The organism is Pseudomonas putida, assembly GCF_004357765.1.
In the GTDB taxonomy this organism is placed as follows: Bacteria; Pseudomonadota; Gammaproteobacteria; order Pseudomonadales; family Pseudomonadaceae; genus Aquipseudomonas; species Aquipseudomonas putida_U.
This window is the reverse complement of sequence record NZ_SMTE01000003.1, coordinates 63,619-87,535: the sequence shown is the minus strand read 5'-3', so window position 1 is coordinate 87,535 and position 23,917 is coordinate 63,619. Positions and strand designations below refer to the sequence as shown.

The window sequence follows — 23,917 nt, the reverse complement described above, 5'->3', positions numbered from 1 at the left end:
AACCTGTGGGAGCGGGCTTGTCCCGCGAAACGGACCGTGCAAACTCACGCCGGCTGCGGCTCGCGCAGAATGCTCAGCAACAGCTGCACGCTTTCCACCGCATCATGGCCGAGGCTGGTCAGATAACCCCCGTCGGGCTGGTCGGTAAGCTGTTTGTCGTACAGGCGTTGTGCGGCGGCAACGAGGGCGGGCGAGGCGTTTTTGTGGATCTTGATGCCTTCCTGGCTGCTGTCCAGGTTGAACAGGGCAAGCACTTCAAGTTCGGCGATCAACTCGGGGGTGAAGGACATGGCGACTCCTGACGTCTGGACAAGGATGGCGGCACCGCCAAGGGTGCCTGATCCTGGAGTGTAGTCAGGCTTATTCGTTGTCGCCTTGATCTGCCTCAGGCGGCAGCTCGGGCAGGGCGCGCAGGGCCGCCTCGTACCACGCGCCGTCGAATGGGCGGTCCTCGTCGAGCATGTTGTCGATCTCGATGGCCAGCACGTGGGCCATCAGGTTAAGGATGTCCTCGCGCTCGTAGCCGACCAGCGTCAGCTTGTTGAACACGGCTTTGGCCGCAGCGGGCTCGCCGCTCTCGATCTGGTTCTCGATGGCTTGGGTCAGCGTTGCCTCGGCGAAGGCTTCGTCGTCGTTGTCGATGTCGGTGGGCTCGCTCATGGCGGTGCTCCTGAAAGGGGGCTCACAGTGTGCCACGCTGGCAATGGCGGGTCATCGACCGGGTGCATGAAGCTGGTCAGGGGCCTGGGATCGGTCTATAAAAGGGCGGCCATTCCTACACGGCCTGGAGGCTGTAACCCCATGCTCAAGCTTCACGGTTTTTCGGTCAGTAACTACTACAACATGGTCAAGCTGGCGCTGCTGGAAAAGGGCCTGCCGTTCGAGGAAGTGACTTTCTATGGCGGCCAGACGCCGAACGCACTGGAAGTCAGCCCGCGGGGCAAGGTGCCGGTGCTGGAGACCGAGCAGGGCTTTCTCAGCGAGACCAGCGTGATCCTCGACTACATCGAGCAGACCCAGGGCGGCAAGGCGTTGCTGCCGCCTGATGCCTTCGGCCAGGCCAAGGTCCGCGAGCTACTCAAGGAAATCGAGCTGTACATCGAACTGCCGGCGCGCACCTGCTACGCCGAGTCGTTCTTTGGCGCTGCGGTGGAGCCGCTGATCAAGGAACGTGCCCGCGCCGAATTGCTGGCCGGTTTCGCCACGCTCAAGCGCAACGGCCGATTCGCGCCGTATGTGGCCGGCGAGGAATTGACCCTGGCTGACCTGATGTTCTGCTTCTTGGTCGACCTGGCCCGTGCGGTAGGCAAGAAGGTGCTGAACATCGACTTCCTGGCGGACTTCCCCCAGGCCAAGGCCTTGCTCGACCTGATGGCGGAAAATCCGCACATGGCGCGCATCCGGGCAGACAGGGAGGCCGCGATGCCGGTGTTCATGGAGCTGATTCGCAGCGGCAAGCGCTGACACTGTGGGAGCGGGCTTGCCCGCGAACACCGGCGAAGCCGGTGCCATGCGCCGAGGTGTCTGCTTCGCGGGCAAGCCCGCACACAGGGGATCTTTGCGGGGTCGGGAACCCATAGGGTTCTGAAATCGTGGGGCTTTTCTGATCTTGAGACCAAATGCTTCAGCTCAGATTAGCAATCGAATTATCCTACGGCCCCTGTCGAATGCTGCTGACTATCTAGGCCAGTGCCTCGGGACTACTGTCGTCGGGTCGCCTTGAAAGGCGATCGGGCGTGAGACACCCGCTGGTACAGGAAGAGCATCGCTTCATGGCGGTCGTGCGCGGGCAGGCTTCGGTCTGGCCGGGTTCCTGTACCCCGGGTCTCACCCCGCGTATGACTGCCACCCAATTCCGTGAGACGAGAAGGATGGCGGGCCACCCTCAGTACAGGACCCCATCATGAAAAAGATAGTCCCCGATCCACCCGACCTTCTCCTGACCGACGCCCCCACGGTCACCCTCGCATTCCCCGACTCCATCACCGATGGCCCAGTTCTGCAAGACGCCCTGCTTCTGACCATCACCCAGACCGGCGAGGTGCTTCGCGAAACCGGGCCAGGCTTACGTCATGACGCCCTCTGCATGGCCATCCGCGTGATGTGCGCGGTGCTCGATGCCGTGACCGACCACTGCACCGCGATGCGCAGGAAGGAGCTGGCACCATGAGAGAGCCCAACCACGGCGTCACCGCCGGCAAGGAAACCTTCGACCTGTTCCGCCTGCAATCAGGCGTCCCCTTCGATCACGCCTTCTCGCAGCTATCGACGTTGCTCGGCTGCATCCGCCACCTGACCACCGAAGCGGAAATGGAAAACGACCGCATGGCCGGCAGCGCGGCGCGGATCCTCAGCGAGATGGCCAAGGCGCTGATCGATGACATGGAGCGGGGGATGGGTGTTGAAATCGAGTGCCGCCTGCGACCGTGAGGCGTGCGCTCGATATATGCGGCACCACAATCCTCCAGCGCACACTTCCCGCCGCACTGCATTCCCCCGGTCACCTCCTGCAAATTCATTTCAAAATTTTTCATGAAACCATCCCGCCCCCCTTGAGGGAAAGCAAGTGGAAGTGAACAATGTTCTCTTTCGCATTCCCTCCGAGACCGGCCATGAACTCCCATCCCCGTCCGTTCGCCTGGTTGCCGGCATTGTTGCTGGCCCAGGTACTGGCGCTGTGCAGCACCTTCGCCCAGGCCGAAGCACCCGCTGAGGCCGCCAAGGCCCTGCATCTGCTCGACTACATCGGCGCTGACTACCCACCGACCGTCCAGGGCGGCAAGGTCATCGACGAGGGTGAATACCGCGAGCAACTGGAGTTCAGCGCGGTCTTGGCCGACCTGGTCAAGCACCTGCCGGCGCACGCCGAGCAGGGCGCTCTGAGCCGGGGCGTCGAAGCCCTGCGTCAAGCCATCGATCAGCGCCAGGACGGTGCCAGCGTGGCCAAGCAGGCGCGCCAGCTGGGCGCTCGCCTGGCCGTGGCCTACGAGGTCAGCCAGGCTCCGGTGATTACCCCCGACCCTGCGCGCGGCGCCTCGCTGTATGCCCAGAACTGCGCCATCTGCCACGGCGACAGCGGTGCTGGCGATGGCCCGGCAGGTGTCGGCCTGGAGCCTGCGCCTGCCAACCTGCGCAACACCGAGCGCCTCGATCAGTTGAGTCTGTTCGACCTCTACAACACCTTGGGCCTGGGCATCGATGGCACCGAGATGCCGTCGTTCGCCGACCAGCTCGACGAACGCCAGCGCTGGGACGTGGCTGCCTACGTGGCGAGTTTCACCGCCAAGCCTGAAGCGGCCAAGGGCGAAAAGACCTGGAACATCGCCGACTTGGCCCGGCAGACGCCGGCCGAGGTGAGCGCCAGCGAGGGCGAGGCAGCGGTCGAGGCCTTCCGGGCCCAGCGTGCCCAACCGCCGCAGGTCAAGCGTGGCCCTGCGCAGTTGCTCGAATACACCGCAACTACCCTCGACAAGAGCCTGGCGGCCTACCGCCAGGGCGACCACGATCAGGCCTATGACCTGTCGGTTGCGGCCTATCTGGAAGGCTTCGAGCTGGTAGAAAGTTCGCTGGACAACATCGACACCGTGACCCGCAAGGACACCGAGAAAGCCCTCATGGCCTACCGCCAAGCGCTGCAGGATGGCCTGCCGACAGCGCAGGCCGAACAGCGTCTGGCTGATGCCAAGGCCAAGCTGGACCAGGCCGCCAAGCTGCTGGGCAGCGACGGCCTGAGCTGGTCGCTGAGCTATATCTCCGGGCTGTTGATCCTGCTCCGCGAAGGCCTCGAGGCGATCCTGGTGCTGGCAGCGATCCTCGCCTTCCTGCGCAACACTGGCCAGAAGTCGGCAGTGCGCAGCGTCAACATCGGTTGGGGCCTGGCCCTGGTCGCCGGTTTCGCCACCTGGGCGCTGGCGGCCTATGTGGTCGATGTCGGCGGTGCCCAGCGTGAACTGCTAGAGGGCTGCACCGCACTGTTCGCTGCGGTGATGGTGCTGTGGCTGGGGGTGTGGATGCACGATCGCCGCCATGCTGCGGCCTGGCAGGACTACATCAAGAGCAGCCTGGTCAGCGGCGGTGGGCGCTTTGGCTTTGCCGTGCTGGCGTTCTTCTCGGTGTACCGCGAGCTGTTCGAGGTAATCCTGTTCTACGAGACCCTGTGGCTGCAGGCCGGCCCAGCCGGGCACCAGGCTGTGCTGGCCGGCGGCGCCACCGCACTGGTGCTGCTGGTGGGCCTGGCCTGGGTGATCCTGCGCGGCTCGGCGAAACTGCCGTTGGCGTTGTTCTTCAGTATCAACGCGGGCTTACTGTGTGCCCTGTCGGTGGTGTTCGCCGGACATGGCGTCAAGGCGCTGCAGGAGGCTGGAGTGCTGGGTACGCGGCCGCTGGCGTTCTTCGAGTTCGACTGGCTGGGGATTCATGCCGATGCCTACTCGCTCGGCGCGCAAGCGGTGGCATTGTTGGCGATTGTGGTGTTGTATGGGCGCAGTCGCCTGGCCGAAAGACGCCGGGCCGCGATTTAAAGATTGAGGCTACCGGCCTCTTCGCGGGTAAACCCGCTCCTACAGAGACACCGCTAGATCCCAAACCAGCGTAAATCCTGTGGGAGCGGGCTTGCCCGCGAAAGGGCCGGTGCAGAAAAAAGAGAGAATTGCGACATGCGCATCTGGATCGACGCCGACGCCTGCCCCAAGGCCGCCAAGGATCTGATCGTCAAGTTCGCCCTCAAGCGCAAGCTGGAGGTGGTGATGGTCGCCGGTCAGGCCGTGGCCAAGCCGGCGTTCGCCATCGTACGCCTGATCGTGGTGCCTAGCGGCATGGACGCGGCTGACGATTACCTGGTCGAGCACGCCGAACCCGGCGAATTGGTGATCTGCAGCGATGTGCCATTGGCCGACCGTCTGATCAAAAAAGGTGTGGCTGCCCTCGACCCGCGTGGCAGAGAGTTCGATGAACGCAACATGGGCGAGCGGCTGGCGGTGCGCAACCTGTTCACCGAATTGCGCGAACAGGGTCAGGTCGGGGGAGGGCAGGCGCCTTATGGCGAACGCGAGAAGCAGGCATTCGCCAATGCGCTGGACCGGATCCTGACGCGCTTGTCGAAAGGATGACGGGCCTGGGTTACAGGCCCTGAAGCTTACTGTTCGCCTTCGTGGGTCAGTTCGAGCACACGGTCCACCAGCTTGTAGATACCGCTGGCTGCTTCGCTGATCGACTTGGCTTCCATGTAGGCCGGGGTGGTCACCAGCTTGCGCTGGGTATCCTCGACGATGTCGTGCACGTCGCAGTCTTCATGCTTGCCACCCATTTCGGTCACTGCCGCTGCGGTCGCGGCGTCGGTGCCGATGGTGCAGACCACTTCCGGGCCATAGATCTTGGCCGCCAATGCGGGCGAAATGCAGATCAGGCCGACCGGTTTGCAGGCCTCCGCGAAGGCTTCGGCCAAGGCCAGGACATCGGCTTGCACACTGCACTTGGCGCCTTCGGTGGCAAAGTTGGACAGGTTCTTGGCCGCGCCGAAGCCACCGGGAACGATCAGGGCGTCGAAATCCTCGACCTTGGCTTCCCGGATATCCTTGACCTCGCCGCGGGCGATGCGGGCCGACTCGACCAGCACGTTGCGCGACTCGGGCATTTCCTGGCCGGTCAGGTGGTCGATCACATGCATCTGGGCGATGTTCGGTGCAAAGCATTGCACCTGCGCACCGCGCTGATCGAGGCGCAGGAGGGTGATCACGCTTTCATGAATTTCCGCGCCGTCGTAAACGCCGCAGCCCGAAAGAATCACCGCTACTTTTTTGCTCATGCTCGTTACTCCTGTGTCGAGGCGCTAAAGCTTGGAACACAGCCAGGGCGGGGTGTTCACTTATCGGCCGTCTGGTCTGCCGCGGAAGCGGCCTTTCGTTCGGCGCGCAGGGCACGGAAGCGGCGGCGCAACCAGAGCAGGCCGCCCAGCACCAACAGGCCCCCTAGTACCCATAGCTCATAGCGCTTCACGTTGCCCAACAAGCCTTCGAGGATGGCGCCGAAATGGTAGGCCGCAGCACCCAGGGCAATCGCCCAGATAGCCGCGCCGATGCCGTTGAGCAGCAGATAGCGGCGCGGCGGGTAGCCGGACAGGCCGATCGCGACCGGCATCACGGTGCGCAGACCATAGACGAAACGGAAGCTCAGCACCCAGATGTCGGGGTGGCGTCGAATGTGCCCCAGGGCCTTGTCGCCCATGGCCTGCCAGCGCGGTTTGCGGGCGAGGATACGGCGTCCGTGACGACGACCCATGAAATACCACAACTGATCACCCGCGTAGCTACCGAAAAAGGCCACCAAACACACCAGGTTGATGTCCATATAGCCGCGAAACGCGAGGAAGCCTGCAAGCACCAGGATGGTCTCGCCTTCAAAAAAGGTGCCTAGAAAAAGGGCGAAGTAGCCGAAATCCTGCAGGAATTGTTGGAGCATTTTCTGAGATGCTGGCGAAATGAACGCGCAGCCTACCCCTTCGCGCGCATTCGTGAAAGTGTCCAAATGTGTCTCAGCATGAACAACGGCAGTCATGACAATAGCAACGGCTGTCAGACGCAGGCTTGCCACGGGGTGTAACACAGTCGTCATAATGGCCGCTTATCGTGCCGCTCAATTGTACAGAGAGCGTATCCGCCCTCCAGGAACGTCAGATGAATAATGAAGTGCTAACCCCTGTCGCGATCAAGGAAGCCCAGGCCATCCCCGAAGAAATGGTGCAGACTCCGCCGGATCTGCCGCCAGAGCCCGAGCCGGTAGCCGAGACACCTGCTCCCGCTCCGGCGCCGGCCATCGCCGTGCCGAGCCTGGACGACAGCAGCCTGTACATTCATCGCGAGCTTTCGCAGCTGCAGTTCAACATCCGCGTGCTGGAACAGGCGTTGGACGAATCCTATCCGCTGCTGGAGCGTTTGAAGTTCCTGCTGATCTTCTCCAGCAACCTCGACGAGTTCTTCGAGATCCGCGTCGCGGGGCTGAAGAAACAGATCAACTTCGCCCGCGAACAGGCCGGTGCCGACGGCCTGCAGCCGCATCAGGCGCTTGCACGCATCAGCGAGCTGGTGCACATCGAGGTGGAGCGTCAGTACGCCATCCTCAACGACGTGCTGCTGCCGGAGCTGGAAAAGCACGCCATCCGCTTCATCCGTCGGCGCTACTGGACGCCCAAGCTCAAGACCTGGGTACGCCGCTACTTCCGTGACGAGATCGCCCCGATCATCACCCCGATCGGTCTCGACCCGACCCACCCGTTCCCCTTGCTGGTGAACAAGAGCCTCAACTTCATCGTCGAGCTCGAGGGTGTCGATGCCTTCGGCCGCGACTCGGGTCTGGCGATCATTCCGGCGCCGCGTCTTTTGCCAAGGGTGATTCGCGTGCCGGAGGAGGTGGGGGGGGCCGGTGACAACTACGTCTTCCTGTCTTCGATGATCCATGCCCATGCCGACGATCTGTTCCAAGGCATGAAGGTCAAGGGTTGCTACCAGTTCCGGCTGACCCGCAACGCCGACCTGGCGCTGGACTCCGAGGAGGTCGACGACCTTGCCCGCGCTCTGCGTGGCGAGCTGTTCTCGCGTCGCTACGGCGATGCCGTACGTCTGGAAGTCGCCGATACCTGTCCCAAGCACCTTTCGGATTACCTGCTCAAGCAGTTCAGCCTGAGCGAGAGCGAGCTCTACCAGGTCAATGGCCCGGTCAACCTGACCCGTCTGTTCAGCATCACCGGCTTGGACAGTCATCCGGAGCTGCAGTACACGCCATTCACCCCGGCGATTCCCAAGCTGCTGCAGAATGCCGATAACATCTTCAGTGTGGTCAGCAAGCAGGATGTGCTGCTGATGCACCCGTTCGAATCCTTCACCCCGGTCGTCGACCTGTTGCGTCAGGCCGCCAAGGATCCGCACGTGCTCGCCGTGCGTCAGACGCTGTACCGCTCCGGGGCCAACTCGGAGATCGTCGACGCCTTGGTGGACGCTGCGCGTAACGGCAAGGAGGTCACCGCGGTGATCGAACTGCGTGCGCGTTTCGACGAAGAGTCCAACCTGCAGATGGCCAGCCGCTTGCAGGCAGCCGGTGCGGTTGTGATCTATGGCGTGGTCGGCTTCAAGACCCACGCCAAGATGATGCTGATCCTGCGCCGCGAGCAGGGCGAGATCGTCCGTTACGCACACCTGGGTACCGGCAACTACCACGCCGGCAACGCACGTTTGTACACCGACTACAGCCTGCTGACCTCCGACGATGCCCTCACCGAGGATGTCGGCAAGCTGTTCAGCCAGTTGATCGGCATGGGCAAGACGCTGCGCATGAAGAAGTTGCTGCATGCGCCATTCACTCTGAAGAAAGGCATGCTCGACATGATTGCCCGCGAGACCCAGTTCGCCCTGGAGGGCAAGCCGGCGCACATCATTGCCAAGTTCAACTCGCTGACCGATGCCAAGGTGATCAAGGCGCTGTACAAGGCCAGCCAATCGGGCGTGAAGATCGATCTGGTGGTGCGTGGCATGTGCTGCCTGCGTCCAGGCATCCCGGGGGTCTCGCACAACATCCAGGTGCGCTCGATCATCGGCCGCTTCCTGGAGCACACCCGGGTGTTCTACTTCCTCAATGGCGGTGAAGAACAGATCTACCTGTCCAGCGCTGACTGGATGGAGCGCAACCTCGACAAGCGCGTCGAGACCTGCTTCCCGGTAGAAGGCAAGAAGCTGCTGCTGCGGGTGAAGAAAGAGCTCGAAAGCTACCTGACCGACAATACCCACGCCTGGACCCTGCAGCCGGACGGGCGCTACGTGCGCAGCACGCCGACCGGCAACCAGAACCCTCGCAGTGCCCAGGCGACCCTGCTGGAGCGCCTGAGCAACCCGGTCCTCAACGTACGCTGAGGACGAAGCCGACCCGGGTCAGCCACTCCGCCTCGTTGGCGAAGTCGGCCTGGGTCAGCTGGTTCTGCTCCAACCACCCGTCAGGAAACACGACGTGCAGGCTGTCTTCGCCGGCCTGCAGTTCCACCTTGGGCATCTGCTGAGTGCCGCGGATGTGATGGAACAGGATGGCGAAGCGCAGCAATACGCACAGACGGATCAGCTGGCGACCCTCTGCACCGAACTCGGCAAAGCGGTCCTTGGGAATATTGCGGCGATGGCCGCGCACCAGTAGGGCCAGCATCTGCTGGTCTTCGCGGGAGAAGCCGGACAGATCGGAGTGTTCGACCAGGTAGGCGCCATGCTTGTGGTAGTGGTAATGCGCGATATCCAGGCCGATTTCATGAATTTTCGCTGCCCATCCTAGAAGGTCGCGCCAGTTGCCTTCGTTCAGTCCCCACGCATCGGCCACTTGGTCGAAGGCGTGCAGGGCCTTGCGTTCGACCCGTGCCGCCTGGCCCTGATCGACGTGGTAGCGCTCCATCAACGAGTTCAGGGTGCGCTCACGTACGTCCTCATGGTGGTGGCGACCGAGCAGGTCGAACAGCACGCCTTCGCGCAGGGCGCCGTCGCAGTGGTCCATGCGCTGCAGCTCGAGGGCATCGAAAATCGCTTCGAGGATCGCCAGGCCGGCTGGGAAGATGGTGCGGCGGTCGGCTTTGACGCCTTCGAAATCGATCTTGTCGACTTCACCCAGCTTGAACAGCTTGCGCTTGATCGTGGCCAGACCTTCGGCGTTGACCTCGCCATTGCCCAGGCCACAGGCCTTGATGGCGGCACCGATGGCGCGGATGGTGCCCGACGAGCCGATGGCTTCGTCCCAGGTCAGGCGGTGCAGGGCATGCTCGATGCTCATCAGTTCCAGACGTGCGGCGGTATAGGCCTGGGCGTAGCGCGCCGGGGTGATCTTGCCGTCGCGGAAATACCGCTGAGTGAAGCTCACGCAGCCCATCTGCAGGCTTTCGCGCAGTAGCGGCTCGAAGCGTTGGCCGATGATGAACTCGGTGCTGCCGCCGCCGATGTCGGCGACCAGGCGCTTGCCGGGGTTGTCGGCCAGGGTGTGCGAGACGCCGAGGTAGATCAGACGTGCTTCTTCACGGCCAGAGATGACCTCGACCGGGTGACCGAGGATGGCTTCGGCACGCTGGATGAATTCGTTACGGTTGCGCGCTTCACGCAAGGCGTTGGTGCCGACGATGCGCACGGCGCCTGCGGGCATGCCGTTGATCAGCTGGGCAAAGCGCTTGAGGCACTCCAGGCCCCGTTCCATGGCCTCTTCGCTGAGCATGCGGGCTTCGTCGATGCCGGCTGCCAGCTGCACCTTTTCCCCCAGTCGTTCGAGAATGCGGATCTCGGTATGATGGGCTTTGGCGACGACCATGTGGAAGCTGTTGGAGCCAAGGTCGATGGCAGCGATCAGAGACAGGTTCTTCGCGGTGGTTTGCGGCATGATCTGAGTGTTCTCGGTCGTTAACCCGGCAATCGTGCCACGATCCATGGCTGCCGCCAACGCGTGGCACTCCGGGGCTTGATGCAGGGCAATGTGCCATTCGATGCTATGACACTCGTGTGACACTTTCGATTCGCGGCGTCTTGCACAACTATAGTTACACTCAATCGTTCGTGACTTCCTGTAGGACGTAGGTGCGGCTATCATGGGCCACGTTTTTTTGCTTACGACCCTGGAGATATCCATGAGCAGCGATCTGATCAAACACGTCACCGACGCCACCTTCGACGCCGAAGTTCTTCAGGCTCAAGGCCCGGTGCTGGTCGACTACTGGGCTGAATGGTGCGGTCCATGCAAGATGATCGCTCCGGTTCTGGACGACATCGCTTCCACCTACGAAGGCAAACTGACCGTCGCCAAGCTGAACATCGACGAGAACCAGGAAACTCCGGCCAAGCACGGCGTGCGTGGTATCCCGACCCTCATGCTGTTCAAGAATGGCAACGTCGAAGCCACCAAGGTCGGCGCCCTGTCCAAATCGCAGTTGGCCGCCTTCCTCGACGCCAACCTGTGATGTGAAAAAGCCCCGCAAATGCGGGGCTTTTCTTTTTCAGAGCACTAGACGCAGAAAAAAGCAAGTGTTACATTCGGCCTCGCACTGCTTCTCCAGTGCCCTCTACACGCCGTCGCCGAAGCATCCCCAATTCGAATCAGTACGCGATCCTGTCGCCATCTAGCGGCGCGGCCTCATTAAGCCAGATGCTTAATTCTCCCTTCTTACATGATTACGTCACTCCCCTTATGAACCTGACTGAACTCAAGCAAAAGCCGATTACCGATCTGCTGGAAATGGCCGAACAGATGGGCATCGAAAACATGGCCCGTTCGCGCAAGCAGGACGTGATTTTCGCCCTGTTGAAGAAGCACGCGAAAAGCGGCGAAGAGATCTCGGGTGACGGCGTGCTGGAGATTCTCCAGGATGGATTCGGTTTCCTGCGTTCGGCTGATGCGTCCTACCTGGCCGGCCCCGACGACATCTACGTCTCGCCCAGCCAGATCCGCCGTTTCAACCTGCGTACCGGCGACACCATCGTCGGCAAGATTCGCCCGCCGAAGGAAGGGGAGCGTTACTTTGCCCTGCTGAAGGTCGATACCATCAACTTCGACCGTCCGGAAAACGCCAAGAACAAGATTCTGTTCGAGAACCTGACGCCGCTGTTCCCCAACGAGCGCCTGAAGATGGAAGCCGGTAACGGCTCCACCGAAGACCTCACCGGTCGCGTCATCGACCTGTGCGCTCCGATCGGCAAGGGCCAGCGTGGCCTGATCGTCGCTCCGCCGAAAGCGGGCAAGACCATCATGCTGCAGAACATCGCGGCCAACATCACCCGCAACAATCCCGAGTGCCACCTGATCGTCCTGCTGATCGACGAGCGCCCGGAAGAAGTGACCGAGATGCAGCGCACCGTGCGCGGCGAAGTGGTCGCCTCGACCTTCGACGAGCCGCCGACCCGTCACGTACAGGTTGCCGAGATGGTCATCGAAAAGGCCAAACGCCTGGTCGAGCACAAGAAGGACGTCGTCATCCTGCTCGACTCCATCACTCGTCTGGCCCGTGCCTACAACACCGTGATCCCCAGCTCCGGCAAGGTGCTGACCGGTGGTGTCGACGCCCATGCCCTGGAGAAGCCGAAGCGTTTCTTCGGTGCTGCGCGTAACATCGAGGAAGGCGGTTCGCTGACCATCATCGCTACCGCGCTGGTCGAAACCGGCTCGAAGATGGATGAAGTGATCTACGAAGAGTTCAAGGGCACCGGCAACATGGAGCTGCCCCTGGACCGTCGCATCGCCGAGAAACGTGTGTTCCCGGCCATCAACATCAACCGTTCCGGTACTCGCCGCGAAGAGCTGCTGACCGCCGATGACGAACTGCAGCGCATGTGGATCCTGCGCAAGTTGCTGCACCCGATGGATGAAGTCGCGGCCATCGAGTTCCTGGTCGACAAGCTCAAGCAGACCAAGACCAACGACGAGTTCTTCCTGTCGATGAAGCGTAAGTAAGCTTTCGGACAGGTCGTAATTGGGGCCGCTTCGCGTCCCTTCGCGGGCAAGCCCGCTCCCACAGGGATCACGCTGAACCTGTGGGAGCGGGCTTGCCCGCGAAGGGGTGCGAAGCGGCCCCAACGCATTTTTGCCCCCAACGACGCCCTGAACGGCGCTACACTCTGCATCCCGACCGATACGGCCAACACGAGGCTTTTGCATGCAGTATCGCGATTTGCGCGACTTCATCCGTGGCCTGGAGCAGCGCGGCGAACTCAAGCGCATCCAGGTTCCGATCTCCCCCATTCTGGAAATGACCGAGGTCTGCGACCGCACTCTGCGCGCCAAGGGCCCTGCGCTGCTGTTCGAAAAGCCCACGGGCTTCGACATCCCGGTGCTGGGCAACCTCTTCGGCACCCCGGAGCGGGTGGCCATGGGCATGGGCGCCGAGTCGGTCGATGAGCTGCGTGAAATCGGCAAGCTGCTGGCCTTCCTCAAGGAGCCCGAGCCTCCGAAAGGTCTGAAGGATGCCTGGTCGAAGCTGCCGATCTTCAAGAAGGTCGTGTCGATGGCGCCCAAGATGGTCAAGGACGCGGTGTGTCAAGAAGTCGTGGTCGAGGGTGAGGATGTCGACCTCAGCCAACTGCCGATCCAGCACTGCTGGCCGGGTGACGTCGCTCCGCTGATCACCTGGGGCCTGACCGTCACCCGTGGTCCGAACAAGGACCGCCAGAATCTGGGGATCTATCGCCAACAGGTGATTGGCCGCAACAAGGTCATCATGCGTTGGCTCAGCCACCGCGGCGGCGCGCTGGACTATCGCGAATGGTGCGAAAAGCATCCTGGCCAACCGTTCCCGGTCGCCGTGGCGCTCGGCGCCGATCCTGCGACCATCCTCGGAGCCGTGACCCCGGTGCCCGACACCCTGTCCGAATATGCCTTCGCCGGCCTGCTGCGCGGCAACCGCACCGAGCTGGTCAAGTGCCGTGGCAGCGACCTGCAGGTGCCGGCTACCGCCGAAATCATCCTCGAGGGCGTCATCCATCCGGGCGAGATGGCGCCGGAAGGGCCGTATGGCGACCACACCGGCTACTACAACGAGGTGGACAGTTTCCCGGTGTTCACCATCGAGCGCATCACCCACCGGCAAAAGCCGATCTACCACAGCACCTACACCGGCCGTCCGCCGGATGAGCCGGCGATTCTGGGCGTTGCGCTGAACGAGGTGTTCGTACCCATCCTGCAAAAGCAGTTCCCCGAGATCGTCGACTTCTACCTGCCGCCGGAAGGTTGCTCCTACCGCATGGCGGTAGTGACCATGAAGAAGCAGTATCCAGGCCACGCCAAGCGCGTAATGCTTGGGGTGTGGTCGTTCCTGCGACAGTTCATGTACACCAAGTTCGTTATCGTCACCGACGACGATATCAACGCCCGTGACTGGAACGACGTGATCTGGGCCATCACCACGCGCATGGACCCCAAGCGTGATACCGTGATGATCGACAACACGCCGATCGATTACCTGGATTTCGCTTCTCCAGTATCGGGCCTGGGGTCGAAGATGGGCCTGGATGCCACGCACAAGTGGCCGGGCGAGACTACACGCGAATGGGGTCGTGCCATCGTCAAGGACGAGGCCGTCACCCGCCGTATCGATGAGTTGTGGGATCAGTTGGGAATAGATTGATGCAGGTAACGTTGCAGCCGTCCGGGTCAGTGCTGACGCTTCAACCCGGGGAACGGATCCTCGATGGCGCCCGGCGCCTGGGTTATGACTGTCCCAACAGCTGCCGCAATGGCAACTGCCATGTTTGCGCCGCCTTGCTGGTCGAGGGGCGCGTGCGCCAGGATGGCGAGGTGCGGGACCATGGTGAACTGTTCACCTGCATCGCCGAACCGCTGGAGGACTGCGTGTTGCTCTGGGACGGTGTGCTGGCGCTCGGCGAACTGCCGGTGCGCAAGCTGACGTGCACGGTAAGCGAGTGCGTCGAGGTCGGTGGCGATGTCTGGCGCGTGCGCTTGTGCGCGCCGGCCGGCAAGCCCCTGCGGTATCACGCAGGGCAGTACCTGATGATCGAGCGCGAAGGCGGCAAGCCGGCGGCATTTTCGCTGGCGTCGGCGCCGCACAGCGGGCGTGACCTGGAACTGCACGTACTGGCCCGCGAACCCAGCGCACTGCAACTGATCGAGCAGTTGCGCCGGGATGGTCTGGCGCGTATCGAAATGCCTTTTGGCGATACCCATCTGGCTGAGCTGCCCGACGGCCCGCTGGTGCTGATCGCCGCAGGCACCGGCATGGGGCAGATGCACAGCCTGGTCGAGCACTGCCGTGCCCAGGGGTTCAAGCATCCGGTGCACCTCTACTGGGGCGTGCGGCGTCCGGAAGACTTCTACGCCATCGAGCATTGGGATCAATGGCAGCGTCTGCCGAATCTGTTCCTGCACCAGGTGGTCAGTGACCTGTGTGGCTGGGAAGGGCGTTGCGGTCTGCTGCACGAAGCGGTCTGCGAGGATGTGGCCAATCTCAATGCGGTACACGTCTATGCCAGCGGCTCGCCGAACATGGTCTACGCCACACTCGATGCGCTGGTCGAAGCGGGTATGGACGCGCACCGGATGCGCGCCGATGTATTCGCGTATGCGCCGCGAGGCTAATTACGCAAGTTGTCGGAAGTGGTGTTAGGGCGGTCATTGTTACCGCCTCGACTAATAACTTTATCCGTCCCTGACATAATCACTTCCAATCGTCGGAAGGCATTGTCCGATTCTGCGCATATACTTGTGATAAGTGTGCCGCTTGGCTTACGGTAGGCACCCATAGCCGCCTGCTGATGGCGGCACAGACAGCCTGGCACGGTTGTCTCTGGCGGTTTGAGCCACGTTCGTAGTTCATGGGAATAATGGCGGCAGCGTATGTCGGCAGTTGAAAATCTTTCCTTCGAAGTTTGCTATCCCCCCACGCTGGACTTCGGTCAGCAGCACACGCGTGAACAATTGTTGAGTTCGATGCAGATGACCATGTCGCGCCATCGAGGCGGGCCTGTGTGGTTGTTTGCTTATGGTTCGTTGATCTGGCGGCCTGAGTGCAACTCGGTCGAGCGCCAGCGGGCCCGTGTGCACGGTTATCACCGGGGGTTGTACCTGTGGTCGCACGAGCATCGCGGCACGCCGGAGACCCCTGGCCTGGTATTCGGCCTCGACCGCGGTGGTTCCTGCAGCGGCTTTGCCTACCGGCTCGATGACAGCGACCTCGAAGGGTCGTTGCTGGCATTGTGGCAGCGTGAGATGCCGTACCCGGCCTATCGGCCGCATTGGCTGAGTTGCAAGCTGGACGATGGCAGCCGTGTGCAGGCGCTGGGCTTCGTGCTGGAGCGCCACCTGCCGTGCTATGCCGGCAATCTGCCGGACCGGCTGCTCAGTCAGATCCTGGCCAGTGCCAAGGGCCGCTATGGCACTACACGCGATTACGTGGAACAGACCCTCAATGCCTTGCGCAGCCACCAGATGCCGGATCGCAACCTGGAGGCGCGCTTCAAACGCTGCCATAACCTGCGCGAGGTCTGAGCCATCGGTTGTGGCCTCTTCGCGGGCAAGCCCGCTCCCACAGGGTTTCTGCACCTCTTGATGACCGCAGAGTGCCCGCGAAGAGGTCGGAACAGCCGCGTTTATTTCACCAGCACCACCAACTTACCCACAGCCCGCCGTTGCCCCAGCGCCTCGATCGCCGCTCCGGCCTCGGCCAGTGGATACGTCTGCGATACCAATGGCTTGAGTTTCCCTTCGGCATGCCAGGCGAACAGTTGCTGGAAATTGGCCGCATTTTCCTGTGGCTGGCGCTGGGCAAATGCGCCCCAGAACACGCCCATCACTGCGGCGCCCTTGAGCAACACCAGGTTCGCTGCCATTTGCGGTATGTTGCCGCTGGCGAAGCCTACTACCAACAACCGGCCGTTCCAGGCCAGCCCGCGCACCGCCTGATCGAACAGTTCGCCACCGACCGGATCGAAGATCACGTCCACGCCTTGGCCATCGGTCAGGCGCTTGATCTCATCCTTGAGGCTCGCCTGACTGTAGTCGATCAGTTCGTCGGCCCCGGCGGCCTTGGCCACCGCCAGTTTGTCGGCATTGCTGGCCGCAGCGATCACCCGTGCGCCCATCGCCTTGCCGATTTCCACTGCCGCCAGGCCCACGCCACCAGAGGCGCCCAGTACCAGCAAGGTTTCCCCTGGCTGCAACTGGGCGCGTTGGTGCAGCGCATGCATTGAAGTGCCGTAGGTCATGGAGAAGGCGGCGGCGGTGGTGAAGTCCATGGTCGCGGGTATGGGCAGCACGTTGTAGCCAGGCACTGCCACCTGCTCGGCGAAAGCCCCCCAGCCGGTCAGGGCCATGACCCGGTCACCTACCTTGAATGACCCCGCCTTGTCGCCGACGGCAGCCACCACGCCGGCTGCCTCGCCGCCGGGCGAGAACGGCATGGGCGGCTTGAACTGGTACTTGCCTTCGATGATCAGGGTGTCGGGGAAGTTGACCCCTGCGGCGTGCACGTCGAGCAACAGCTCATTGATCTTCGGTACCGGACGGGGGACTTCGTCCAGCACCAGGTCGTGGGCCGGACCGAGGGTTTTGCACAACACAGCTTTCATCGGGGCTATTCCTTTGCGTGTAGTGGCCGATAAGTGTAGGAGGGTGGCCTGCCGGGTCAATCAGCATGGCCTGCCCTGATGGGGCGGCATAAGCCTGGGCTTGGGTTTGCACTACGCGCTGGTTAAGCTGGCGCCAATTCGTGTTGAGGAGTGAGTTCGTGAAAGCGTGGATCTTGATGGTGCTGGCCCTGATGTTGCCAGGCGTGGCGGCGGCCGAGGAAGGCAAGGAAGGCGAGCCGAAGGTGGCCTACATCAGCCTGAGCCCACCCTTCGTTGGCAACTACGCCCTCGACGGCAGCCCCAAGCTGCGCGTTTACAAGGCCGATGTGGCCCTGCGCGTGACCGGTGATGCTGCTGCCGCTGCGGTGAAGCACCACGAGCCGTTGATCCGCAACCAACTGGTGGCGCTGTTCGCTCAGCAGGGTGTGGATAACCTCAGCAACGTCGAGGCCAAGGAAAAGCTGCGCCAGGAAGCGTTGAAGCAGGTACAGCAGGTGCTGGAAGCCGAAGAGGGAAAGCCGATTGTCGAGGATCTGCTGTTTAACAATCTGATTGTGCAGTGAGTCGAGCCCTTTCTACAGGCACGCATCGAGTCTGTACGTGAATACTTGACGCTCACCATGGAGCCTCAACACTTTGCTGCGGTAAAGGGCGCAGTAGGTAGCTCTTTGGGCTTCAAACATCCTGCAACATAGCAGGAGGTTGCCACACGGAGGACCGATGTTAGATACTGACCCAGTTCCCGAAAGGGGCTTGTGAGACTCTGCAGATCCTGGTGCAACCAGCAATCACAGAGCTGGGCGGGTCGATAGCGATGACAAGCTGACCTGTCTGTGAGTGGGCGCCGCAAGGCGCCCTTTGTCATTATTGCGATAATTCCCCTGGATTTCTTGCCTCAGCGCACCAGCGCCACGATCGCCGTCCATTGCTCCGGCGTCACCGGCATCACCGACAACCGGCTGCCTTTCTGAACCAGCGGCAATTCCTCCAGGGCACTCTGCTGTTTCAACAAACCCAACCCCAGCACCTGGCCAAAGGTCTTCACATGGGCCACGTCCACCGCGCTCCAGGGATTTTTTTCGGTGCTGGCCTTGGCGTCGAAGTAATGGCTCTGCGGGTCCAGCGCAGTCGGGTCCGGATAGGCTGCTCGAATGATCTTCGCGACACCGGCAATCCCCGGTTGTGGGCAACTGGAGTGGTAGAAAAAGAATTCATCGCCTACGCTCATAGCCCTTAGGAAGTTACGCGCCTGATAATTGCGTACGCCATCCCAGCGGGCTTCGCCCAGCCGGTCCAATCCTTCGATCGAAAGCTCGTCTGGCTCGGATTTCATCAGCCAATAGGCCATGGAAAGGTGCTCCTGACAAAGTCTGAAATAACTAGTTGCATGAAACCGACATACGGCTGACGTCAACGTTTGCGTGTCGTCTCAGGTTGTCGGAAAATGCGCGCGTTTTGAAGCTTGATGCTCCGGCGACACCCTAAGAAGGTCACCGAGCCTGAACAATTGCCTAGGGGGGCAATCTTCGATGAATCAACGCAAACCGGACCTGCTTTGGGTCCTGGTCTTCATCTTTGGTCTTGGCGTGGTCACCACCGGTTACGCCCAGGGTTTCTGGGAACGCAAGCTCGACACCGCTGCCTACCAGGCGCCGGTCGAGGCGAGCGCACAGCAGCGCTGATCCGTCTTCATCTCGGCGCCAGGTACCACCCGCGGTCCGAGACCGTACCTTGCAAGGGTACGTCCCAACTCGCCTGCGCCAGCCGCTCTACCTTCTGGCATTCATGGGCCAGTCCCAGCAGCAAAGGCTTCTTCCAGGCCTTGCGCCGCGCCTGATAGGCCAGGCTGCGATCATAGAAGCCGCCGCCCATGCCCAGCCGGCCACCGACTTCGTCGAACCCCACCAGCGGCAGCAGGATCAGGTCCAGGGCCCAGATCGGCCGTTGGCGCTTGCGTTCGATCAGCGGTTCAGGGATGCGAAAGCGATTGCGGCGCAGTTTTTCGCCTTGCTCGAAACGCTGGAACACCATGCGCGTGCGCGGCCACGCGTGCAGGACCGGCAGGTAAGTGCGTTTACCCCGGCGCTGGGCCTCGCGCAGCAGCAGGCGGGGATCTATCTCGCCATCATTGGGCAGGTAGAGGGCTATGTGCCGGGCGCGACGGAACAGCGGATGCTGCGCCAGTTGCCGATACAGCCCCTGGGCGGCCCGGCGTTGCTGGGCAGGCGTGAGGGCGCGGCGGGCGTTGCGGAGCAGGCGGCGAAGCTGAGGGCGGGTGAGCGGCGCGGTGTCGGTCATGGCACGGGCGATCCCAGGTGTGCTGGCCGGTACTGCCGGCCAAACGAAATTGCCCGCCGGAAAGGCGGGCAAGAGCAATCAGGCTCCCCGATAAGACCGCTATCGGTGTAGCCCTTGAACCCGAAAGTTCAAGGTGGAGATTGCAGGGGGCGTTAAGGCTTTCCGTCGGGCGGACATGCACACCGGCCCCAGCGTGCAACCCCCGTGGTTGTGCGTATCGGCTCAGGGACATAACCGACTGGCGCATCCCCCAGGGAGTGGCGCCAGTATAACAACCTCAGCTGTTTTTGGTACCCGGATCGTCGGCCAATGCGCTATCGACTCTTTCCAGCAGGTCGCGGACCTGCTCACGGGTGGTGCCGGTGGCCGCAGTGGCCGGGGTTTCCTGGCGGTGCAGCATCTCGTGGGTGATGTTCAGCGCTGCCATCACGGCAATGCGGTCCGCGCCGATCACCTTGCCGCTGCTACGGATCTCGCGCATCTTGCCATCGAGGTAGCGCGCGGCGCTGACCAGGTTGTTGCGCTCTTCCGGCGGGCAGATGATCGAATACTCCTTGTCGAGGATCTGCACGGTGACGCTATTGCTTGAACTCATGAGTCTTGCTCCAGGGCCTTGAGGCGTAAAATCATCGACTCGACCTTGCGCCTCGCGATCTCGTTCTTTTCGATGAGGTGGGCGCGCTCCTCGCGCCAGGATTTTTCCTGAGCTACTAGGAGTGCATTTTGCCGTTTAAGTTGCTCGACGCGTTCGATCAGCAACTCGAATCGGCTCATCAGCGCTTGCAGGTCGTTCTCTTGCGTGGGTTGCACTCGATTCGCTCCGTCGTTGACTCACCCGGCAATGATGCCTGTCCCTGAACGGCAACGGCCAGTGCAGATGGTCTTGGCGCGCCTGCCGATGCTAGGATACAAGGTCTTCATTCTAGTCAAATGCGCCGTCTGGCGCCTAGCCGCCCATGCCCAATACCCAATCGCCTTACACCGCCTTCGCTGCGTTGCTCTCGAGCAATGGCCACCCTGTTTCCCCCGCCGAGCTGCATGGCCTGTTGATCGGCCGTAGCTGCGCCGGTGCCGGCTTCGATGCCGACGCCTGGCTGGCCGATGCCGCCGGGGTGCTGGAAAACGAGCCGCAGGACAACGTCCGCGCCGCCTTGGTCGGCCTGCAGGAAATGGTCAAGACCGAACTCACCGGTGAAGACATCGCCATCGTGCTGCTGCTGCCAAGCGACGACGCCCCGTTGGGCGAGCGCGCCACCGCCCTTGGCCAGTGGTGCCAGGGCTTCATCACCGGCTTCGGGCTGAACGCCGGGGGCAAGGACCTGTCCACCGAAGCGAAGGAAGTGCTGCAGGATCTGGTCGCCATCTCCCAGGTGCAAGACGCACTGGAAGAGTCCGAGGACGGCGAGAGCGACTACATGGAAGTCATGGAGTACCTGCGCGTCGCGCCGCTGTTGCTGTACACGGAGCTGGCCGCGCCGGTCGCGCCCGCGCCAAAACCATCGCTGCACTGATCAATCGGGGGTAAGTTCTGCCCATGAGCCACATACCCAAGGCCGAGTATGCCCGTCGGCGCAAGGCGCTGATGGCGCAGATGGTCCCCAACAGCATTGCCATCCTGCCGGCTGCCGCGGTTGCGATCCGCAACCGTGACGTCGAGCATGTCTATCGCCAGGACAGCGATTTCCAGTACCTCAGTGGCTTCCCCGAGCCTGAGGCTGTCATCGCGCTGATCCCGGGCCGTGAGCACGGCGAGTACGTACTGTTCTGCCGCGAACGCAATGCCGAACGCGAGCAGTGGGATGGCCTGCGTGCCGGTCAGGAAGGCGCGATCCGTGACTTCGGCGCCGACGATGCTTTTCCGATCACCGACATCGACGAGATACTGCCGGGTCTGATCGAAGGCCGCGAACGGGTCTACAGCGCCATGGGCAGCAATCCTGAGTTCGACCGGCGGCTGATGGACTGGATCAACCTGATCCGCTCCAAGGCGCGCCTGGGTGCCCAGCCGCCGAACGAATTCGTTGCCCTGGATCATCTGCTGCACGACATGCGGCTGTATAAATCGGCGGCAGAGGTCAAGGTGATGCGGGTGGCCGCGGAGATTTCCGCTCAGGCCCATGTGCGTGCCATGCAAGCCTGTCGAGCGGGGCTGCACGAGTACAGCCTGGAAGCCGAGTTGGACTATGTGTTTCGCAAAGGTGGGGCGAAGATGCCGGCCTACGGCTCGATCGTCGCGGCCGGGCGCAACGGCTGCATCCTGCACTACCAGCAGAACGACGCAGTGCTCAAGGACGGCGATCTGGTGCTGATCGACGCAGGCTGCGAGATCGACTGCTACGCCAGCGATATCACCCGCACCTTCCCGGTCAGCGGGCGTTTCTCGCCAGAGCAGAAGGCCATCTACGAACTGGTGCTCAAAGCCCAGGCCGCGGCCTTTGCCGAGATCGCGCCGGGCAAGCACTGGAACCACGCCCACGAAGCGACCGTTCGGGTCATCACCGAGGGCCTGGTGGAGTTGGGGCTGCTCAAGGGCGAGGTGCAGGCGCTGATCGACAGCGAAGCCTATCGCGCTTTCTACATGCACCGTGCCGGGCACTGGCTGGGCATGGATGTGCACGATGTCGGCGAGTACAAGGTCGGCGGCCAGTGGCGGGTGCTTGAGCCGGGCATGGCGTTGACCGTGGAACCCGGCATCTACATTGCCGCCGACAACCAAACCGTGGCCAAGAAGTGGCGCGGTATCGGCATCAGGATCGAGGACGATGTGGTGGTGACCAGGCAAGGCTGTGAAATTCTCACCTCGGGTGTGCCGCGGACCGTGGCCGAGATCGAGGCATTGATGCAGGCTGCGCGCCAGGACGCCGCATGAGTCGGGTCAACCTGGCGATCATCGGCGGCGGGCTGGTCGGTGCGAGCCTTGCCCTGGCCCTGCAGGCTGGCGCCAAGGCGCGCGGCTGGAAGATCCTGCTGATCGAACCGTTCGCACCCGGCGACAGCTTCCAGCCCAGCTACGATGCGCGTTCTTCGGCGTTGTCCTTCGGCACCCAGCAGATCTACCAGCAACTGGGTCTGTGGCAGGCCATTGGCCGCCGCGCCGAGCCTATTCGGCAGATCCACGTATCCGATCGCGGTCGTTTCGGCGCCACGCGCCTGGATGCTCTTGAAGAGGGCGTGCCGGCGCTCGGCTATGTGGTCGAGAACGCCTGGCTTGGCCAGTGCCTGTGGCAGGGTCTGGACAGCGAAGTGGTCAGCTGGCGCTGCCCGGCCGAAGTCGTGGCGATGCAGGCGATCGAAGGTGGCTACCGGCTGCAACTGGATGACGATACCCATGTGGAATGCGACCTGGCGGTGCTGGCCGACGGTGGTCGCTCGGGCCTGCGTGAGCAACTGGGCATTCACGTGCGCCGCACGCCGTACGAGCAAAGCGCGCTGATCGCCAACATCACTCCCGGCGAAGCCCACTGCGGGCAGGCCTTCGAGCGATTCACCGAACAGGGGCCGATGGCCTTGCTGCCGCTGCCTGACAATCGCTGCGCGCTGGTCTGGACCCGCCAGGGGATGGACGCCCAGCGCTTGGCGGAGATCGACGAGCGGGCCTTCCTGCGTGAGCTGCAAGCGGCCTTTGGCTATCGCCTCGGTGCGTTGCGCCAGGTCGGTGCGCGTCACCTGTACCCGCTGGCGCTGGTCGAGGCCGAAGAACAGATACGTCCGCACCTGGTGGTGCTGGGCAACGCGGCGCATAGCCTGCATCCGATCGCCGGCCAGGGTTTCAACCTGTCACTGCGGGACGTGCAGGTGCTGGCCGATGCCTTGCTTGCCGGCCCTCGGCATCCGGGCGACCTTGCGACCTTGCAGGCCTATCACCAGCGCCAGCGCCTGGACCAGGCCCTGACCATCGGCTTTTCCGACCAGGTCACCCGCCTGTTCGGTAGCGCCCAACCGGTGCTGGCCGCGGGTCGCAACATCGGCCTGCTCGGGCTTGACCTGTTGCCGCCGGCAAAAAGCTGGTTCGCCCGCCAGGCCATGGGCCTGGGTACTCGCCCCGATGCGCGGGGCAGGGTATGAGCAACCCACGTCGGCTGGCACGCCGGGCCCGCATGCTGCGGTGGCTGCTGAACCTCTATCCGCCCTACCTCGGTGCCGGTATCCGCATCCAGCATATCGGCGCGGACATGCGCACTGCCCGGGTGCGGATGAAACTGACACGCTGGAACCGCAACTACGTTGGCACCCAGTTCGGTGGCAGCTTGTACTCGATGGTCGACCCGTTCTACATGCTGTTGCTGATGGAGCAGTTGGGCCGCGACTACATCGTCTGGGACAAGGCTGCGAGCATCGACTTCATCGCCCCGGGCAAGGGCCCGGTGTACGCCGAGTTCCAACTCGACGACGCCTTGCTGGACGACATCCGCCAGCAGACCGCCCATGGCAAGAAGCACTTGCCGCGATTGCAGGTCGATATCCGCGACGGCGCCGGCGAGCTGGTGGCGCGGGTCGACAAAACCCTATACGTGCGGCTCAAGCCGCAAGCGAGGCAGGCGTAAGGC

27 protein-coding genes and 1 other RNA gene are annotated in these 23,917 nt (G+C 62.6%); 17 read left to right on the top strand and 11 right to left on the bottom strand.

Features of this window, described 5'->3' with window-relative positions:
• Positions 1-44: 44 nt before the first annotated feature.
• Both E2H86_RS04955 and E2H86_RS04950 read right to left on the bottom strand, forming a co-directional pair.
• Positions 45-290 carry a TIGR02647 family protein gene (locus tag E2H86_RS04955; RefSeq protein ID WP_133325333.1) on the bottom strand — a complete coding sequence of 82 codons (246 nt, stop codon included), beginning with the start codon at positions 288-290 and terminating at the stop codon, positions 45-47.
• A 70-nt stretch (positions 291-360) separates the two neighbouring features.
• Positions 361-660 (bottom strand): hypothetical protein, encoded by a 300-nt coding sequence (locus tag E2H86_RS04950; RefSeq protein ID WP_133325331.1) that lies wholly within the window; start codon positions 658-660, stop codon positions 361-363.
• 141 nt (positions 661-801) lie between these two features.
• Between E2H86_RS04950 and E2H86_RS04945 the strand changes: the two genes are divergently transcribed.
• From E2H86_RS04945 to E2H86_RS04925, 5 genes are all read left to right on the top strand, one after another.
• Complete coding sequence (locus tag E2H86_RS04945; RefSeq protein WP_133325329.1) at positions 802-1,464, top strand: glutathione S-transferase; 663 nt, start codon at positions 802-804, stop codon at positions 1,462-1,464.
• Between the two features lie 439 nt (positions 1,465-1,903).
• Complete coding sequence (locus E2H86_RS04940; RefSeq protein WP_133325327.1) at positions 1,904-2,170, top strand: hypothetical protein; 267 nt, start codon at positions 1,904-1,906, stop codon at positions 2,168-2,170.
• On the top strand, positions 2,167-2,430 hold the full coding sequence (locus tag E2H86_RS04935; RefSeq protein ID WP_133325324.1) for a DUF3077 domain-containing protein: 264 nt from the start codon (positions 2,167-2,169) through the stop codon (positions 2,428-2,430). Before E2H86_RS04940 ends, E2H86_RS04935 begins: the two co-directional genes overlap by 4 nt.
• 149 nt (positions 2,431-2,579) lie before the next feature.
• Positions 2,580-4,520 (top strand): FTR1 family protein, encoded by a 1,941-nt coding sequence (locus E2H86_RS04930; protein WP_133325322.1) that lies wholly within the window; start codon positions 2,580-2,582, stop codon positions 4,518-4,520.
• Positions 4,521-4,655: 135 nt separating this feature from the next.
• Complete coding sequence (locus E2H86_RS04925; RefSeq protein ID WP_133325320.1) at positions 4,656-5,108, top strand: YaiI/YqxD family protein; 453 nt, start codon at positions 4,656-4,658, stop codon at positions 5,106-5,108.
• A 26-nt stretch (positions 5,109-5,134) separates the two neighbouring features.
• Here the strand turns inward: E2H86_RS04925 and elbB are convergent, their stop codons facing one another.
• Positions 5,135-5,803 carry an isoprenoid biosynthesis glyoxalase ElbB gene (gene elbB, locus E2H86_RS04920; RefSeq protein ID WP_133325318.1) on the bottom strand — a complete coding sequence of 223 codons (669 nt, stop codon included), beginning with the start codon at positions 5,801-5,803 and terminating at the stop codon, positions 5,135-5,137.
• 56 nt (positions 5,804-5,859) lie between these two features.
• Entirely contained in the window at positions 5,860-6,456 is a 597-nt protein-coding gene (locus tag E2H86_RS04915) for a DedA family protein (RefSeq protein WP_133325316.1), read from the bottom strand.
• A 215-nt stretch (positions 6,457-6,671) separates the two neighbouring features.
• On the opposite strand from E2H86_RS04915, the gene ppk1 reads away from it, so the two are divergent.
• A complete protein-coding gene (ppk1, locus tag E2H86_RS04910) occupies positions 6,672-8,897 on the top strand; it encodes a polyphosphate kinase 1 (RefSeq protein WP_133325314.1) in 2,226 nt (741 codons plus the stop codon).
• Here ppk1 and ppx read toward each other — a convergent pair.
• Positions 8,884-10,386 (bottom strand): exopolyphosphatase, encoded by a 1,503-nt coding sequence (gene ppx, locus E2H86_RS04905; RefSeq protein WP_133325890.1) that lies wholly within the window; start codon positions 10,384-10,386, stop codon positions 8,884-8,886. The genes ppk1 and ppx overlap by 14 nt on opposite strands.
• A 244-nt stretch (positions 10,387-10,630) precedes the next feature.
• On the opposite strand from ppx, the gene trxA reads away from it, so the two are divergent.
• From trxA to E2H86_RS04880, 5 genes are all read left to right on the top strand, one after another.
• Entirely contained in the window at positions 10,631-10,960 is a 330-nt protein-coding gene (gene trxA, locus E2H86_RS04900) for a thioredoxin TrxA (protein WP_133325312.1), read from the top strand.
• A gap of 227 nt (positions 10,961-11,187) precedes the next feature.
• Positions 11,188-12,447 (top strand): transcription termination factor Rho, encoded by a 1,260-nt coding sequence (gene rho / locus E2H86_RS04895; protein ID WP_023382978.1) that lies wholly within the window; start codon positions 11,188-11,190, stop codon positions 12,445-12,447.
• A gap of 202 nt (positions 12,448-12,649) precedes the next feature.
• Positions 12,650-14,116: a 4-hydroxy-3-polyprenylbenzoate decarboxylase gene (ubiD, locus tag E2H86_RS04890; protein ID WP_133325310.1), complete on the top strand. Its 1,467-nt coding sequence runs from the start codon at positions 12,650-12,652 to the stop codon at positions 14,114-14,116.
• Positions 14,116-15,084 (top strand): CDP-6-deoxy-delta-3,4-glucoseen reductase, encoded by a 969-nt coding sequence (locus E2H86_RS04885; RefSeq protein WP_133325308.1) that lies wholly within the window; start codon positions 14,116-14,118, stop codon positions 15,082-15,084. Before ubiD ends, E2H86_RS04885 begins: the two co-directional genes overlap by 1 nt.
• 258 nt (positions 15,085-15,342) lie before the next feature.
• Positions 15,343-15,993, top strand: a complete 651-nt coding sequence (locus E2H86_RS04880; protein ID WP_133325306.1) for a gamma-glutamylcyclotransferase — start codon at positions 15,343-15,345, stop codon at positions 15,991-15,993.
• A gap of 101 nt (positions 15,994-16,094) precedes the next feature.
• On the opposite strand, the gene E2H86_RS04875 is transcribed toward E2H86_RS04880, so the two are convergent.
• Positions 16,095-17,072 (bottom strand): NADPH:quinone oxidoreductase family protein, encoded by a 978-nt coding sequence (locus tag E2H86_RS04875; RefSeq protein ID WP_133325304.1) that lies wholly within the window; start codon positions 17,070-17,072, stop codon positions 16,095-16,097.
• Between the two features lie 158 nt (positions 17,073-17,230).
• Between E2H86_RS04875 and E2H86_RS04870 the strand changes: the two genes are divergently transcribed.
• The gene (locus E2H86_RS04870) at positions 17,231-17,635 is read left to right on the top strand and encodes a flagellar basal body-associated protein FliL (RefSeq protein ID WP_133325302.1); all 405 of its coding nucleotides are present in this window, start codon (positions 17,231-17,233) and stop codon (positions 17,633-17,635) included.
• A gap of 332 nt (positions 17,636-17,967) precedes the next feature.
• Here E2H86_RS04870 and E2H86_RS04865 read toward each other — a convergent pair whose 3' ends face one another.
• The gene (locus tag E2H86_RS04865) at positions 17,968-18,420 is read right to left on the bottom strand and encodes an EVE domain-containing protein (protein WP_133325300.1); all 453 of its coding nucleotides are present in this window, start codon (positions 18,418-18,420) and stop codon (positions 17,968-17,970) included.
• A 181-nt stretch (positions 18,421-18,601) separates the two neighbouring features.
• Here E2H86_RS04865 and E2H86_RS25920 point away from each other — a divergent pair, with 181 nt between their 5' ends.
• Positions 18,602-18,754 carry a hypothetical protein gene (locus tag E2H86_RS25920; protein WP_165976032.1) on the top strand — a complete coding sequence of 51 codons (153 nt, stop codon included), beginning with the start codon at positions 18,602-18,604 and terminating at the stop codon, positions 18,752-18,754.
• Between the two features lie 7 nt (positions 18,755-18,761).
• Here E2H86_RS25920 and E2H86_RS04860 read toward each other — a convergent pair whose 3' ends face one another.
• The 4 genes from E2H86_RS04860 to E2H86_RS04845 all read right to left on the bottom strand — a co-directional run bounded on the left by E2H86_RS04860 (position 18,762) and on the right by E2H86_RS04845 (position 20,144).
• Positions 18,762-19,370 (bottom strand): 5-formyltetrahydrofolate cyclo-ligase, encoded by a 609-nt coding sequence (locus tag E2H86_RS04860; RefSeq protein ID WP_133325888.1) that lies wholly within the window; start codon positions 19,368-19,370, stop codon positions 18,762-18,764.
• 80 nt (positions 19,371-19,450) lie between these two features.
• A non-coding RNA gene (gene ssrS / locus E2H86_RS04855) (6S RNA) lies at positions 19,451-19,630 on the bottom strand.
• 17 nt (positions 19,631-19,647) lie between these two features.
• The gene (locus tag E2H86_RS04850) at positions 19,648-19,965 is read right to left on the bottom strand and encodes a cell division protein ZapA (protein ID WP_133325298.1); all 318 of its coding nucleotides are present in this window, start codon (positions 19,963-19,965) and stop codon (positions 19,648-19,650) included.
• A complete protein-coding gene (locus E2H86_RS04845; RefSeq protein WP_033693939.1) occupies positions 19,962-20,144 on the bottom strand; it encodes a TIGR02449 family protein in 183 nt (60 codons plus the stop codon). The genes E2H86_RS04850 and E2H86_RS04845 overlap by 4 nt, the downstream gene beginning before the upstream one ends.
• Positions 20,145-20,326: 182 nt before the next feature.
• On the opposite strand from E2H86_RS04845, the gene E2H86_RS04840 reads away from it, so the two are divergent.
• The 4 genes from E2H86_RS04840 to E2H86_RS04825 are packed head-to-tail and all read left to right on the top strand — an operon-like array spanning position 20,327 to position 23,914.
• Positions 20,327-20,881, top strand: coding sequence for a YecA/YgfB family protein (locus E2H86_RS04840; RefSeq protein ID WP_133325296.1), 555 nt, complete (start codon positions 20,327-20,329; stop codon positions 20,879-20,881).
• Between the two features lie 23 nt (positions 20,882-20,904).
• The gene (gene pepP / locus E2H86_RS04835) at positions 20,905-22,239 is read left to right on the top strand and encodes a Xaa-Pro aminopeptidase (protein WP_133325294.1); all 1,335 of its coding nucleotides are present in this window, start codon (positions 20,905-20,907) and stop codon (positions 22,237-22,239) included.
• Positions 22,236-23,435, top strand: a complete 1,200-nt coding sequence (gene ubiH, locus E2H86_RS04830; protein WP_133325292.1) for a 2-octaprenyl-6-methoxyphenyl hydroxylase — start codon at positions 22,236-22,238, stop codon at positions 23,433-23,435. The genes pepP and ubiH overlap by 4 nt, the downstream gene beginning before the upstream one ends.
• On the top strand, positions 23,432-23,914 hold the full coding sequence (locus E2H86_RS04825; RefSeq protein WP_133325290.1) for a DUF4442 domain-containing protein: 483 nt from the start codon (positions 23,432-23,434) through the stop codon (positions 23,912-23,914). Before ubiH ends, E2H86_RS04825 begins: the two co-directional genes overlap by 4 nt.
• Positions 23,915-23,917 lie beyond the last annotated feature (3 nt).

Bases quoted from the DNA above. Each gene is read 5' to 3' on its own strand.
- E2H86_RS04955 (WP_133325333.1), bottom strand. From the start codon at position 290: ATGTCCTTCACCCCCGAGTTGATCGCCGAACTTGAAGTGCTTGCCCTG.
- E2H86_RS04950 (WP_133325331.1), bottom strand. From the start codon at position 660: ATGAGCGAGCCCACCGACATCGACAACGACGACGAAGCCTTCGCCGAG.
- E2H86_RS04945 (WP_133325329.1), top strand. From the start codon at position 802: ATGCTCAAGCTTCACGGTTTTTCGGTCAGTAACTACTACAACATGGTC.
- E2H86_RS04940 (WP_133325327.1), top strand. From the start codon at position 1,904: ATGAAAAAGATAGTCCCCGATCCACCCGACCTTCTCCTGACCGACGCC.
- E2H86_RS04935 (WP_133325324.1), top strand. From the start codon at position 2,167: ATGAGAGAGCCCAACCACGGCGTCACCGCCGGCAAGGAAACCTTCGAC.
- E2H86_RS04930 (WP_133325322.1), top strand. From the start codon at position 2,580: ATGTTCTCTTTCGCATTCCCTCCGAGACCGGCCATGAACTCCCATCCC.
- E2H86_RS04925 (WP_133325320.1), top strand. From the start codon at position 4,656: ATGCGCATCTGGATCGACGCCGACGCCTGCCCCAAGGCCGCCAAGGAT.
- elbB (WP_133325318.1), bottom strand. From the start codon at position 5,803: ATGAGCAAAAAAGTAGCGGTGATTCTTTCGGGCTGCGGCGTTTACGAC.
- E2H86_RS04915 (WP_133325316.1), bottom strand. From the start codon at position 6,456: ATGCTCCAACAATTCCTGCAGGATTTCGGCTACTTCGCCCTTTTTCTA.
- ppk1 (WP_133325314.1), top strand. From the start codon at position 6,672: ATGAATAATGAAGTGCTAACCCCTGTCGCGATCAAGGAAGCCCAGGCC.
- ppx (WP_133325890.1), bottom strand. From the start codon at position 10,386: ATGCCGCAAACCACCGCGAAGAACCTGTCTCTGATCGCTGCCATCGAC.
- trxA (WP_133325312.1), top strand. From the start codon at position 10,631: ATGAGCAGCGATCTGATCAAACACGTCACCGACGCCACCTTCGACGCC.
- rho (WP_023382978.1), top strand. From the start codon at position 11,188: ATGAACCTGACTGAACTCAAGCAAAAGCCGATTACCGATCTGCTGGAA.
- ubiD (WP_133325310.1), top strand. From the start codon at position 12,650: ATGCAGTATCGCGATTTGCGCGACTTCATCCGTGGCCTGGAGCAGCGC.
- E2H86_RS04885 (WP_133325308.1), top strand. From the start codon at position 14,116: ATGCAGGTAACGTTGCAGCCGTCCGGGTCAGTGCTGACGCTTCAACCC.
- E2H86_RS04880 (WP_133325306.1), top strand. From the start codon at position 15,343: ATGTCGGCAGTTGAAAATCTTTCCTTCGAAGTTTGCTATCCCCCCACG.
- E2H86_RS04875 (WP_133325304.1), bottom strand. From the start codon at position 17,072: ATGAAAGCTGTGTTGTGCAAAACCCTCGGTCCGGCCCACGACCTGGTG.
- E2H86_RS04865 (WP_133325300.1), bottom strand. From the start codon at position 18,420: ATGGCCTATTGGCTGATGAAATCCGAGCCAGACGAGCTTTCGATCGAA.
- E2H86_RS25920 (WP_165976032.1), top strand. From the start codon at position 18,602: ATGAATCAACGCAAACCGGACCTGCTTTGGGTCCTGGTCTTCATCTTT.
- E2H86_RS04860 (WP_133325888.1), bottom strand. From the start codon at position 19,370: ATGACCGACACCGCGCCGCTCACCCGCCCTCAGCTTCGCCGCCTGCTC.
- E2H86_RS04850 (WP_133325298.1), bottom strand. From the start codon at position 19,965: ATGAGTTCAAGCAATAGCGTCACCGTGCAGATCCTCGACAAGGAGTAT.
- E2H86_RS04845 (WP_033693939.1), bottom strand. From the start codon at position 20,144: ATGAGCCGATTCGAGTTGCTGATCGAACGCGTCGAGCAACTTAAACGG.
- E2H86_RS04840 (WP_133325296.1), top strand. From the start codon at position 20,327: ATGCCCAATACCCAATCGCCTTACACCGCCTTCGCTGCGTTGCTCTCG.
- pepP (WP_133325294.1), top strand. From the start codon at position 20,905: ATGAGCCACATACCCAAGGCCGAGTATGCCCGTCGGCGCAAGGCGCTG.
- ubiH (WP_133325292.1), top strand. From the start codon at position 22,236: ATGAGTCGGGTCAACCTGGCGATCATCGGCGGCGGGCTGGTCGGTGCG.
- E2H86_RS04825 (WP_133325290.1), top strand. From the start codon at position 23,432: ATGAGCAACCCACGTCGGCTGGCACGCCGGGCCCGCATGCTGCGGTGG.